The sequence below is a fragment of the Cronobacter muytjensii ATCC 51329 genome, from assembly GCF_001277195.1.
Taxonomy (GTDB): domain Bacteria; phylum Pseudomonadota; class Gammaproteobacteria; order Enterobacterales; family Enterobacteriaceae; genus Cronobacter; species Cronobacter muytjensii.
Map to the genome: position 1 here is coordinate 3,881,802 of NZ_CP012268.1, position 12,114 is coordinate 3,893,915.

The 12,114-nt window shown below is 58.8% G+C and carries 9 protein-coding genes; 7 read left to right on the top strand and 2 right to left on the bottom strand.

Annotated elements, in window-relative coordinates:
- Window positions 1-77 precede the first annotated feature (77 nt).
- Genes fdnG through fdhE form a run of 4 tightly spaced genes read left to right on the top strand, consistent with a single transcriptional unit; the run spans window position 78 to window position 5,601 of the window.
- Window positions 78-3,128, top strand: a complete 3,051-nt coding sequence (gene fdnG, locus AFK63_RS17780; RefSeq protein ID WP_144420913.1) for a formate dehydrogenase-N subunit alpha — start codon at window positions 78-80, stop codon at window positions 3,126-3,128.
- A 12-nt stretch (window positions 3,129-3,140) separates the two neighbouring features.
- A complete protein-coding gene (gene fdxH, locus AFK63_RS17785; RefSeq protein WP_007711061.1) occupies window positions 3,141-4,043 on the top strand; it encodes a formate dehydrogenase subunit beta in 903 nt (300 codons plus the stop codon).
- Window positions 4,040-4,675 carry a formate dehydrogenase cytochrome b556 subunit gene (fdoI, locus tag AFK63_RS17790; protein ID WP_038866069.1) on the top strand — a complete coding sequence of 212 codons (636 nt, stop codon included), beginning with the start codon at window positions 4,040-4,042 and terminating at the stop codon, window positions 4,673-4,675. The genes fdxH and fdoI overlap by 4 nt, the downstream gene beginning before the upstream one ends.
- Window positions 4,672-5,601 carry a formate dehydrogenase accessory protein FdhE gene (gene fdhE / locus AFK63_RS17795; protein ID WP_038866071.1) on the top strand — a complete coding sequence of 310 codons (930 nt, stop codon included), beginning with the start codon at window positions 4,672-4,674 and terminating at the stop codon, window positions 5,599-5,601. Before fdoI ends, fdhE begins: the two co-directional genes overlap by 4 nt.
- A gap of 377 nt (window positions 5,602-5,978) precedes the next feature.
- Here fdhE and AFK63_RS17800 read toward each other — a convergent pair whose 3' ends face one another.
- A complete protein-coding gene (locus AFK63_RS17800; protein WP_038866074.1) occupies window positions 5,979-6,803 on the bottom strand; it encodes an AraC family transcriptional regulator in 825 nt (274 codons plus the stop codon).
- Between the two features lie 261 nt (window positions 6,804-7,064).
- On the opposite strand from AFK63_RS17800, the gene AFK63_RS17805 reads away from it, so the two are divergent.
- The gene (locus tag AFK63_RS17805) at window positions 7,065-8,468 is read left to right on the top strand and encodes an MFS transporter (RefSeq protein ID WP_038866077.1); all 1,404 of its coding nucleotides are present in this window, start codon (window positions 7,065-7,067) and stop codon (window positions 8,466-8,468) included.
- 11 nt (window positions 8,469-8,479) lie between these two features.
- Window positions 8,480-10,447, top strand: a complete 1,968-nt coding sequence (locus AFK63_RS17810; RefSeq protein ID WP_038866080.1) for a glycoside hydrolase family 127 protein — start codon at window positions 8,480-8,482, stop codon at window positions 10,445-10,447.
- A 22-nt stretch (window positions 10,448-10,469) separates the two neighbouring features.
- Here AFK63_RS17810 and AFK63_RS17815 read toward each other — a convergent pair whose 3' ends face one another.
- Complete coding sequence (locus AFK63_RS17815) at window positions 10,470-11,072, bottom strand: LysE family translocator (RefSeq protein WP_038866082.1); 603 nt, start codon at window positions 11,070-11,072, stop codon at window positions 10,470-10,472.
- A gap of 156 nt (window positions 11,073-11,228) precedes the next feature.
- On the opposite strand from AFK63_RS17815, the gene AFK63_RS17820 reads away from it, so the two are divergent.
- Window positions 11,229-12,101, top strand: a complete 873-nt coding sequence (locus tag AFK63_RS17820; RefSeq protein WP_038866083.1) for an ROK family protein — start codon at window positions 11,229-11,231, stop codon at window positions 12,099-12,101.
- Window positions 12,102-12,114: the final 13 nt, after the last annotated feature.

Below are 12,114 nucleotides of genomic sequence, written 5' to 3' on the forward strand. Positions count from 1 at the left end.
TGAACCGATGCGGCGGCATCCGCAAAAGAAAAACCATACGACTTACTTTGTGACAATGTCTGAACAAGGAGCAATCCATGCAGGTCAGCAGAAGGCAGTTCTTTAAGATCTGCGCTGGCGGTATGGCAGGCACCACGGCAGCCGCACTGGGATTTGCCCCCAGCGTCGCGCTGGCGGAAACACGGCAATATAAACTGCTGCGCACCCGCGAAACCCGTAATACCTGTACGTACTGCTCCGTTGGCTGTGGGCTTTTGATGTATAGCCTCGGCGACGGCGCGAAAAACGCAAAATCCACGATTTTCCACATCGAAGGGGATCCGGATCATCCGGTAAACCGCGGGGCGCTTTGCCCGAAAGGCGCAGGTCTGGTGGATTTTATCCATTCTGAATCCCGTCTTAAGTACCCGGAATACCGCGCGCCAGGCTCCGACAAATGGCAGCGTATCAGCTGGGAAGACGCGTTCGATCGCATCGCCAGACTGATGAAAGAAGACCGCGACGCTAACTTCATCGCGCAAAATGCTGAAGGCACCACCGTTAACCGCTGGCTCTCCACCGGTATGCTGTGCGCCTCCGCGTCAAGTAACGAAACCGGCTATTTAACCCAGAAATTTACCCGCGCCCTCGGCATGTTAGCCGTGGATAACCAGGCGCGTGTCTGACACGGACCAACGGTAGCAAGTCTTGCTCCAACATTTGGTCGCGGTGCGATGACCAACCACTGGGTTGATATGAAGAACGCCAACCTCATCGTTGTGATGGGTGGGAACGCGGCAGAAGCGCACCCGGTGGGTTTCCGCTGGGCGATGGAAGCCAAGATCCACAATGGCGCGAAGCTTATCGTAATTGACCCGCGCTTTACGCGCACGGCGTCGGTGGCCGATTTCTATACGCCTATCCGCTCCGGTACTGACATCGCCTTCCTGTCAGGCGTACTGCTGTACCTGCTGAACAACAACAAGTTTAACCGCGAATATGTCGAGGCTTACACCAACGCCAGCCTGATCGTGCGTGAGGATTACGGTTTCGATGACGGCCTGTTCACCGGCTACGACGCGCAAAAACGCAAATATGACAAAACCAGCTGGCACTATGAGCTGGACGAAAAAGGCTTCGCCAAACGCGATACCACGCTTTCTCATCCGCGCTGCGTCTGGAACCTGCTGAAAACGCACGTCTCCCGCTATACGCCGGATGTGGTGGAAAATATCTGCGGTACGCCGAAAGCCGACTTCCTGAAAGTCTGCGAATACATCGCCGAAACCAGCGTGCACGACAAAACCGCGTCGTTCCTGTATGCGCTCGGCTGGACGCAGCACTCCGTTGGTGCCCAGAACATCCGTACTATGGCTATGATCCAGCTGCTGCTGGGCAACATGGGCATGGCGGGCGGCGGCGTGAATGCGCTGCGTGGACACTCCAACATTCAGGGCCTGACCGACCTCGGCCTGCTGACCCAGAGCCTGACAGGCTACATGACGCTGCCAAGCGAAAAACAAGCCGATCTGCAGACTTACCTGACCGCCAACACGCCGAAACCGCTGCTGGAAGGCCAGGTGAACTACTGGGGCAACTACCCGAAATTCTTCGTCTCGCTGATGAAAGCCTTCTATGGCGATAAAGCGACGGCCGAGAATAGCTGGGGCTTCGACTGGCTGCCGAAGTGGGACAAAGGCTACGACGTCCTGCAATATTTCGAGATGATGCATCAGGGCAAGGTCAACGGCTATATCTGCCAGGGCTTTAACCCGGTCGCCTCGTTCCCGAACAAAAACAAAGTGGTCGCCTCGCTTTCTAAGCTGAAATTCCTGGTGACTATCGATCCGCTCAACACCGAAACGGCCACGTTCTGGCAGAACCACGGCGAGCAGAACGATGTCGATACCGCGAGCATTCAGACCGAAGTGTTCCGCCTGCCTTCCACCTGCTTTGCTGAAGAGAACGGCTCTATCGTTAACTCTGGCCGCTGGCTGCAATGGCACTGGAAAGGTCAGGACGCGCCGGGCGAAGCGCTGAACGACGGCGAAATCCTGGCCGGTATTTTCCTGCGCCTTCGCAAGATGTATGCCGCAGAGGGCGGCGCCTGTCCGGAACAGGTGCTCAATATGACCTGGAACTATTCGACGCCGGAAAACCCGTCGCCGGAAGAAGTGGCCATGGAGAGCAACGGTAAAGCGCTTGAGGACATCATTGACCCGGTTACCGGCAAGGTTCTGGCGAAAAAAGGCGATCAGCTTGGCACCTTCGCGCACCTGCGTGATGACGGCACGACGTCGAGCGGTTGCTGGATCTTCGCGGGGAGCTGGACGCCGGACGGCAACCAGATGGCGCGTCGCGACAACGCCGACCCGTCGGGCCTTGGCAATACGCTGGGCTGGGCATGGGCATGGCCGCTTAACCGCCGCATCCTGTATAACCGCGCCTCCGCGGACCCGCAGGGCAAACCGTGGGACCCGAAACGTCAGCTGCTGTCTTACGCCAACGGCAAGTGGGTCGGCGCCGATATTCCGGATTACAGCACCGCGCCTCCGGGCAGTGATGTCGGTCCGTTTATCATGCAGCCGGAAGGCATGGGCCGCCTGTTCGCCATCGATAAAATGGCCGAAGGCCCGTTCCCGGAACACTACGAGCCGTTCGAGACGCCGATTGGCACCAACCCGCTGCACCCGAACGTGGTGTCTAACCCGGCGGCGCGCGTGTTCAAAGGCGATCTGGAAGCGATGGGCAAAGCCGATAAATTCCCGTATGTCGGTACGACCTACCGTCTGACCGAGCATTTCCACTACTGGACCAAGCATGCGCTGTTGAACGCCATCGCGCAGCCGGAGCAGTTTGTGGAGATTGGCGAGAAACTCGCCGGCAAGCTTGGCATCGCGCAGGGCGACACCGTGAAAGTCTCCTCCAACCGCGGCTATATCAAAGCCAAGGCGGTGGTGACCAAGCGTATTCGCACGCTTAACGTGGACGGCAAGCAGGTAGATACCATCGGCATTCCGATCCACTGGGGGTACGAAGGCGTCGCGAAGAAAGGCTTTATCGCCAACACGCTGACGCCGTTTGTGGGCGACGCCAACACACAGACGCCGGAATTTAAGGCGTTCCTGGTGAACGTGGAAAAGGTGTAACGGAGACGACTTATGGCTTATCAATCTCAAGACATTATCCGTCGTTCCGCGACTAACGGTTTCACGCCCGCGCCTCAGGCGCGGGACCACCAGCAGGAAGTGGCGAAGCTTATCGACGTGACCACCTGTATCGGCTGTAAAGCCTGTCAGGTGGCGTGCTCGGAGTGGAACGATCTGCGTGACGAGGTCGGTCATAACGTCGGGGTGTATGACAACCCGGCGGATTTGACTGCCAAGTCATGGACCGTGATGCGCTTCTCGGAAGTCGAGCAGAACGACAAACTGGAATGGCTTATCCGCAAGGATGGCTGTATGCACTGCGCCGATCCGGGCTGCCTCAAGGCGTGTCCGTCGGAAGGGGCTATCATTCAGTATGCTAACGGCATCGTCGATTTTCAGTCTGAACAGTGCATCGGCTGCGGCTACTGCATCGCAGGCTGTCCGTTCGACGTACCGCGCCTGAACCCGGAAGATAACCGCGTCTACAAATGCACCCTGTGCGTGGATCGCGTGACCGTGGGCCAGGAGCCGGCATGCGTGAAAACCTGCCCGACCGGCGCTATCCACTTTGGCTCCAAAGAGGATATGAAACAGCTGGCCGGCGAGCGCGTGGCGGAGCTGAAAACCCGTGGTTACGAAAACGCGGGCCTGTACGATCCGGCAGGCGTTGGCGGTACGCACGTAATGTATGTGCTGCACCACAACGACAAGCCGAATCTGTATCACGGTCTGCCGGAGAACCCGGAAATCAGTGAAGCCGTTAAGTTCTGGAAAGGCATCTGGAAACCGCTCGCGGCCATCGGCTTCGCGGCGACCTTCGCAGCCAGCGTCTTCCACTACGTCGGTATCGGTCCGAACCGCGCCGAGGAAGATGATGAAAACCTGCACCATGACGATGATGAGGTGCGTAAATGAAAAGACGTGACACCATCGTGCGCTACAGCGCGCCAGAGCGAATCAACCACTGGATCACCGCCTTCGCCTTCGTGCTGGCGGCGGTGAGCGGGCTGGGGTTCTTTTTCCCCTCCTTCAACTGGCTGATGAACATTCTCGGCACGCCGCAGCTGGCGCGCATCCTCCACCCCTTCGTTGGGGTGGTGATGTTCGCCTCGTTCATGCTGATGTTCCTGCGTTACTGGCACCACAACCTCATTAACCGTGACGATATTCTGTGGGCGAAAAATATCCACAAAATCGCCATGAACGAGGAAGTGGGCGATACCGGGCGCTATAATTTCGGTCAGAAGTGCGTCTTCTGGGCGGCCATCCTGCTGCTGCTGCTGCTGCTGGCAAGCGGCGTGGTTATCTGGCGTCCGTGGTTCGCGCCGATGTTCCCCATCCCGGTGATTCGCCTGGCGCTGCTGGCGCATTCATTTGCCGCGGTGGCCTTGATTGTGGTTATCATGGTGCATATTTACGCGGCCCTGTGGGTCAAAGGCACCATTACCGCCATGGTGGAAGGCTGGGTTACCAAAACCTGGGCGAAGAAACATCACCCGCGCTGGTATCGCGAAGTGCGCGAGAAACAGGAAAAATCGACTGAATGAGTATTCGCATCATCCCGCAAGACCAGCTGGAGAAGAGCGATAAACGCACGGCGGAAGTGATTCCGCCGTTATTGTTCCCCAGACTGAAAAACCTGTATAACCGCCGCGCCGCCCGTCTGCGCGAGCTGGCTGAAAACAACCCTCTGGGCGATTACCTGCGTTTTGCCGCGCTGATCGCACATGCCCAGGAAGTGGTGCTGTATGACCACCCGCTGGAGATGGATTTAACGGCCCGCATTAAAGCAGCGGCGGAACAGGGCAAACCCCCGCTGGATATTCACGTGCTGCCGCGCGATGCGCACTGGCAGAAGCTGTTGCAGTCGCTGATTGCCGAGCTGAAGCCGGAGATGAGCGGCCCGGCGCTGGCGGTTATCGAGAATCTCGAAAAAGCCTCCGCGCAGGAGCTGGAAGCGATGGCAAGCGCGCTGTTCAGCGCTGACTTCAGCGCGGTAAGCAGCGATAAAGCGCCGTTTATCTGGGCCGCGCTCTCGCTCTACTGGGCGCAGATGGCAAGCCTCATTCCCGGCAAAGCCCGTGCGGAATATGGCGAAGCGCGGCAGTTCTGCCCGGTCTGCGGCAGCATGCCGGTTTCAAGCATGGTGCATATCGGCTCAAGCCAGGGGCTGCGCTACCTGCACTGCAATCTGTGCGAAACGGAATGGCACGTGGTGCGCATCAAGTGCAGCAACTGCGAGCAGACCCGCGATCTGCACTACTGGTCACTGGAGAGCGAGCAGGCGTCGATCAAAGCCGAAAGCTGCGGCGACTGCGGCACTTACCTGAAAATTCTCTACCAGGAAAAAGACCCGAACGTCGAAGCGGTAGCGGATGACCTGGCCTCGCTGGTGCTTGACGCCCGCATGGAGCAAGAAGGCTTCGCCCGAAGCTCCATCAACCCGTTCCTGTTCCCCGGCGAAGGCGAGTAACTTGCCTGTAGCCCGCGCTTTCAGGGCGGGCTACTTCACTTCTCCCTGAAACAACATCACGATTAAGCGTTCCGAAGCCAGGGCTGAAATCACGCGCTGTGGGCCTCTGGCGATGGCGCGCGGCAACGCACGCGCAGGCCCCGGATCATTAAGAAGGGTTTGTAACGGCCCGGGTAAAGATTTCCGTTTCAATAAAGAGCATATCGCCTACGCCACTGAACGGTGTTAGCCCCACAGAAAAGTACGTCAACGGCGTACCATTAACGCAACACGCTGGCGTGTCGAAACATGCGCGGCAACGTTTGCACAAGGGGAATTTCCCTTCTGCGGGCCGCCTTCTGGAATGATTTTTACTGTGACATCATCGGGACAAATATTTAGTCGGAATTGATATGCTCTTTGCAGTAGCGTTTTTTCCACGCGGCGGGCGTGAGGCCGTGGTGGCGGCGAAAGACCCGACGGAAATACCCGACGTCCGGGAAGCCGCAGCTTTTCGCCACCTCGCACAGCGACAGAGAATCGTTAATCAACCGTTTTTCCGCAGCGATTACACGTTGACGCTGCAGCGCCGCGGTAATGGTCAGATGAAATGTCTGACGATAGACGCGGCCCAGATAGTCAGCGTTACAGTGCAGGCTGGCGGCGAGCGTCGAGGTAGAGAGCGGCAGATGATACTGCGTACGGATAAGCTGCTGCGCCTTCCAGGCGAGCGCTGCGCCATTGCCCTCGGCAGGCTGGGCATCGCCCGCGCCGACGCCCAATTGCTGGAGTATCAGCAGCAGGATCATTTCCAGCGCCAGCGTGCGCGCGATATTCTCCTGTTCATTCAGAAACTGGCGGAACAGTGAAATAATGTGTTGCGGCTCGCGCGCCCGGCAGTGTTGGGGAATCGACAATAAAGATAAATCGCATCCAGGGTTATTTTCAGCCGTAGGATGATACTCAAAATGCAGCCAGTAAAATTTCAACTCGGGCGGGAAAATACCGACGCCCTGATGCTTTCTGCCCGGCCATAACAGTAAACTTTCTCCGGCATTGACCTCAAATACCGTCTCTTCTTCGCGGATCGTAAGCGTCCCTTTTTCGACAAAGATAATTTCCCATGAGTCGAGCCTGCGCGCCGGATGCTGGCCGACGCCGCGGGAGATAAACCGTCCGCCGTTTTGTACCCTCACCGGAATATTTAACAAAATATCAAACATATAGAACCCACCGACGACAGTATCTGCTTCCTGATTTTAGCGGCAAGCGGCCTGCGGCCTGATTTTTTTGCGCACGGAGGGATCTGCCTCACAAATTTGCACCCAGGTCGGAATCGTCCCTTTTTTATACTTTCTCGTTGCCTTGTTACCCCGCGTATCGCGTGCAGAATAAATAACGTTACTGGCCAGTGACACGCTAACCCAGCAAATGACGCGGTTTTATTTCTGGCATAACTCACCCGATAACGCGAGGCGTTACTCATGAATGCTACCTCTGCTACGACAGCGGATATTTCCGTCACGGCCATTAACGATAAGCTGTCGCTCCGGGAAAAAATCGGCTACGGATTAGGTGATGCGGGCGGCACGATTATCACCTGCCTGATCATGAATTTTTTAACCTTCTTTTACACCGACGTCTTCGGCCTGACGCCCGCGCTGGTGGGGACGCTGTTCATCGCCCTGCGCATTTTTGATGCGGTTTCCGACCCGGTAATGGGTGTCATCGCCGACCGCACCCAGAGCCGCTGGGGCCGCTTCCGCCCGTGGCAGCTATGGGTAGCGTTGCCCATCGGCATTATCGGCGTGCTGACGTTCACGGTGCCGGAGGCGGGCATGGGCGTCAAAATCGCCTGGGCGTTCGGCACTTATCTGCTGCTTTCTGTCGGGTATACCGCGATTAACGTGCCGTACTGCGCGCTCATCAACACCATGACCACGCGCCACCACGAAGTGCTGGCCTGCCAGTCGTGGCGTTTTGTGCTGTGCGGCGTGGCAGGGTTTCTGGTCTCGGTGGGGCTGCCGTGGCTGGTGAAAGCGCTGGGCGACGGCAATGTTGCCCGTGGCTGGCAGCTCGGGGTAGGCGTACTCTGCGGCCTGGCCGTGGTGATGTTCCTGTGCTGCTTTTTTTGGGTACGCGAACGCGTATCGCTGGCGTTGATGGGCAAATTTACGCTGCGCGAGCATCTGGCCGGGCTGCGTAATAATGATCAACTACTGCTGATGCTGGTGATGTCATTTCTGCTGATTAACGTGTTTAACATTCGCGGCGGCGGCTATATGTATTTCATCACGTATGTGCTCCAGGGCAGCACCGCGTATACCTCGCTGTTTTTTACTATGGTGACGTTCGCCGCCATTCTGGGCGCCATGATAATCAGCCCACTTTCGCGCCGTTTCGACACCGTTAGGCTCTATTTCTACACCAATCTTATCCTGGCGGCGCTGGCGGCGATGATGTGGCTGCTGCCCGCAGGCCCGGCGCATCAGAGCCTGTGGCTTGGCGTGATCCTCGGCAATGGCATCCTTCTTGGCTTTACGCTGCCGCTGCACTTCGCCCTGATGGCGTTTGCCGACGACTATGGCGAATGGAAAACCGGCGTGCGCTCCTCCGGGATGAATTTCGCTTTTAACCTCTTTTTCATCAAGCTCGCCTGGGCATCCAGCGCCGGCATTATCAGCCTGGTGTTTATTCTGGTGGCCTACCAGCCCGGCGCAGGCAACCAGACTGCGGCCTCGCTCCAGGGGATGACCGCGATGGAGAGCCTCCTGCCTGCCCTGTTCCACCTGTTGCTGGCGATCTCGATTCGCTGGTGCAAACTCAATAATCCGCTCATGGCGCGCATTTCCGGCGATTTGCGTCAGCGCCACGTGCAACAGTCCTGAAGGAGAACGTAATGACTCAGCCAGACGTGCGGGAAATGGATCTGCATCACCTGAAAATCACCGACCCTTTTCTCGGCCAGTATCAGCAACTGGTGCGCGATGTGGTCATTCCTTATCAGTGGGATGCGCTGAACGACAGGCTACCCGAGGCGGAGCCGAGCCATGCCATCGCCAACTTCCGCCTCGCCGCGGGCCTTGATCACGGCGAGTTCTACGGCATGGTCTTTCAGGACAGCGACGTGGCGAAATGGCTGGAAGCGGTCGCCTGGTCGCTGTGCCAGAAGCCGGACGCGGAACTGGAAAAAACGGCGGATGAGGTGATTGCGCTGATTGCCGCGGCGCAGTGCGATGACGGCTATCTGAATACCTATTTCACCGTGAAGGCGCCCGGCGAGCGCTGGACAAACCTTGCCGAATGCCATGAACTCTATTGCGCGGGCCATATGATTGAAGCAGGCGTCGCCTTCTGGCAGGCCACCGGCAAGCGCCGCCTGCTGGACGTGGTGTGTCGTCTGGCGGACCATATCAGCGACGTGTTTGGGCCAGGCGAAAACCAGCTCCACGGTTATCCGGGACATCCGGAGATAGAGCTGGCCCTGATGCGCCTGTACGACGCCACGCAGGAGCCGCGCTATCAGGCACTGGCGCGCTACTTTATCGAGCAGCGCGGGACGCAGCCGCACTTTTACGATATCGAATATGAAAAGCGCGGCCGTACCTCATACTGGAACACCTACGGCCCGGCCTGGATGGTGCAGGACAAAGCCTACAGTCAGGCGCATCAGCCGCTGACGGAGCAGGATCGCGCGGTGGGCCACGCGGTGCGTTTCGTCTACCTGATGGCGGGCGTCGCCCATCTGGCGCGCCTGAGCGGCGATGAAGAAAAACGTCAGGCCTGTTTGCGGCTGTGGGAGAACATGGCGCGCCGTCAGCTCTATATCACCGGCGGTATCGGCGCGCAGAGCAGCGGAGAAGCGTTCAGCTCCGACTACGACCTGCCCAACGACACGGTGTATGCGGAAAGCTGCGCCTCGATTGGCCTGATGATGTTTGCGCGCCGGATGCTGGAGATGGAAGGCGACAGCCAGTACGCAGACGTCATGGAGCGCGCGCTCTATAACACCGTACTGGGCGGCATGGCGCTGGACGGCAAACACTTCTTTTACGTCAATCCACTGGAAGTGCATCCGAAAACGCTCAAATTCAACCATATCTACGACCACGTCAAACCGGTGCGCCAGCGCTGGTTCGGCTGCGCCTGCTGTCCGCCGAACATTGCGCGCCTGCTGACGTCGCTCGGCCATTATCTCTACACCGCGCGGGAGGACGCGCTGTTTATCAACCTCTATATTGGCAACCGCGTCGAGCTGCCAGTGGGTGAGGGCACGCTGCGCCTGCGCGTCAGCGGCGATTTTCCGTGGCATGAAGAAGTGCAGATCCATATCGATTCACCGCAGCCGGTAGAGCACACCCTGGCGCTTCGCCTGCCGGACTGGTGCGACGCGCCGCGCGTTATGCTGAATGGCAGCCCTTGCGAAGGCGACACGCGTAAAGGCTATCTCTGGCTGCGTCGCGCCTGGCAGGAGGGCGACACCCTGACGCTGACGCTGCCGATGCCCGTGCGACGCGTTTACGGCAATCCGCTGGCGCGCCACGTCGCGGGCAAAGTGGCGGTTCAGCGTGGGCCATTGATCTACTGCCTGGAAGAGGCTGACAACGGCAGCGAACTGCATAACCTGCGCCTGCCCGCCACGGCCGCCTTTCGTGAAATGCCGGGAAAAGGCATTTTCGCCAGGCAGGTGTTGATTCAGGCCGAAGGCTGGCGTCAGGCGAGCGCAGAGCCAGAATCGCAGCCGCTCTGGCACTATGATCGCGCGCCGACAGAAGCCACGCCGCAGACACTCACGTTTATTCCGTGGTTCAGCTGGGCCAACCGGGGAGAGGGCGAGATGCGCGTCTGGGTTGACGAGCGCCCGTAACGCAGGCGGGGCATGGCCCCGCTTATTTCAACAGCGCGAGCGCGGACGAGAGCGTCAGCGCCAGCAGAAACGCGCCGCCGCCGGTATCGACGACGACTTTCAGCCAGCGCACCGAAAAGCGGCGGGCGGTGAAGATGATAGCCCCGGCGCACATCAGCAGCCAGGTCGCCATCATGGCGACATGCACGCTGGCGAGCACCAGATAATGCGCAAAGGCCGGGCCGGCAAAGGCAGGCACCACGGTCAGCCAGAGCAGGATGGCCTTGATGTTAAACAGGTTCGCGAACAGCGCCTCTTTCATGCCCGCGCCGCGGATCTCCACGCTGCGCTGAGGGCGGCGCCAGGCCTGAATGCCGCTGACGATAAGCCGCAGCGCCAGCCAGAGCAGACAGAGCGTGCCCGCCAGCTGTAACGCTTTCATCGCCGGCGGGTAGCGTACCAGCAATTGCGTCACGCCAAGCCCCACCAGCGAGGCGTGAATGTAGATCCCGACCATCGTCCCGGTGATAACGCTGAACACGCCGGCAAGCCCCCGGTGAATCACATTGTTCATCGCAAGCGTAAAACTGGCGCCGGGAGAGAGCGCCACCGGCGCAATCGCCAGCACGAAACCTGAAATATCCACACGTCCGCCTCTGTTCACATCCGCCGTTACTTAACCACAATCGCGGCGCGCGCGATATTCACCAGAAATTGCGGTCCATTACCTTCCTTTACGTTGCGTTTTGTCAGGTGCGCCATACTCAAAGATGGAACCCGGTTGGTCATACAAGGAAAACCCATGCGTAAATTTATTGGCTTTGACGTAGGCGGCACCCATATCAAACACGGCCTGATAACCGAAGAGGGCGAAGAACTTTCCAGCGACGAATATGACACCCACTACGATCCCGAAGCCTTTAAAAACGCCTGGCGCAATGTGGTTGAGCATTATCAGCAGCAGGAGGAGATTGCGGGCATCGGCGTCAGTTTTCCCGGCTATATCAACCCCGGCACCGGCCATGTGCCGAAAGCGGGCGCGCTCGATTTTCTCGACGACTGTAATCTGCTGGAGCTCTTCGGCGAACTGACGTCGCTGCCGGTCACGGTGGAAAACGACGCGAACTGCGCGGCGCTCGGCGAGATGTGGCGCGGGGCGGGCCAGCGTTACGACTCGTTTATCTGCATGACCATCGGCACCGGCATCGGCGGCGGTCTTATTCTGAATCGCGAGCTGCTGCGCGGCGCGCACTTTCGCGCAGGCGAGTTCGGCGTGATCCCGGTGGGCGATAACGGCGAAAACATGCACCAGATCGCCTCGGCGCGCGGGCTGGTGGAGGCGAGCCGTCAGGCGCTTGCGCTGCCTTCCGACGCGCCGCTGCACGGCAAAGAGATTTTTGAGCGCATGGGTAACGATGTGCATCTGCGAGAGGTGGTGGAGCGCTGGGTCGATTATCTGGCGCGCGGCGTCTACAGCGTGGTGTCGCTCTATGATCCGCAGGTGGTGCTGATTGGCGGCGGTATCAGTCAGCAAAAAGATCTCTATCCGATGCTCGGGCGCAGCCTTGAAAAATACAACTTCTGGGATGCGCTCCAGGTGCCGATTCAGCCCTGCCAGCTCGGCAACCAGGCTGGACGCCTCGGCGCGGTGTGGCTGGCGAAACAGAAATCGTAGCCCCGCCGCAGCG

Bases quoted from the DNA above. Each gene is read 5' to 3' on its own strand.
- AFK63_RS17800 (WP_038866074.1), bottom strand. From the start codon at position 6,803: ATGTTTGATATTTTGTTAAATATTCCGGTGAGGGTACAAAACGGCGGA.
- AFK63_RS17820 (WP_038866083.1), top strand. From the start codon at position 11,229: ATGCGTAAATTTATTGGCTTTGACGTAGGCGGCACCCATATCAAACAC.
- fdoI (WP_038866069.1), top strand. From the start codon at position 4,040: ATGAAAAGACGTGACACCATCGTGCGCTACAGCGCGCCAGAGCGAATC.
- AFK63_RS17810 (WP_038866080.1), top strand. From the start codon at position 8,480: ATGACTCAGCCAGACGTGCGGGAAATGGATCTGCATCACCTGAAAATC.
- fdhE (WP_038866071.1), top strand. From the start codon at position 4,672: ATGAGTATTCGCATCATCCCGCAAGACCAGCTGGAGAAGAGCGATAAA.
- fdxH (WP_007711061.1), top strand. From the start codon at position 3,141: ATGGCTTATCAATCTCAAGACATTATCCGTCGTTCCGCGACTAACGGT.
- AFK63_RS17805 (WP_038866077.1), top strand. From the start codon at position 7,065: ATGAATGCTACCTCTGCTACGACAGCGGATATTTCCGTCACGGCCATT.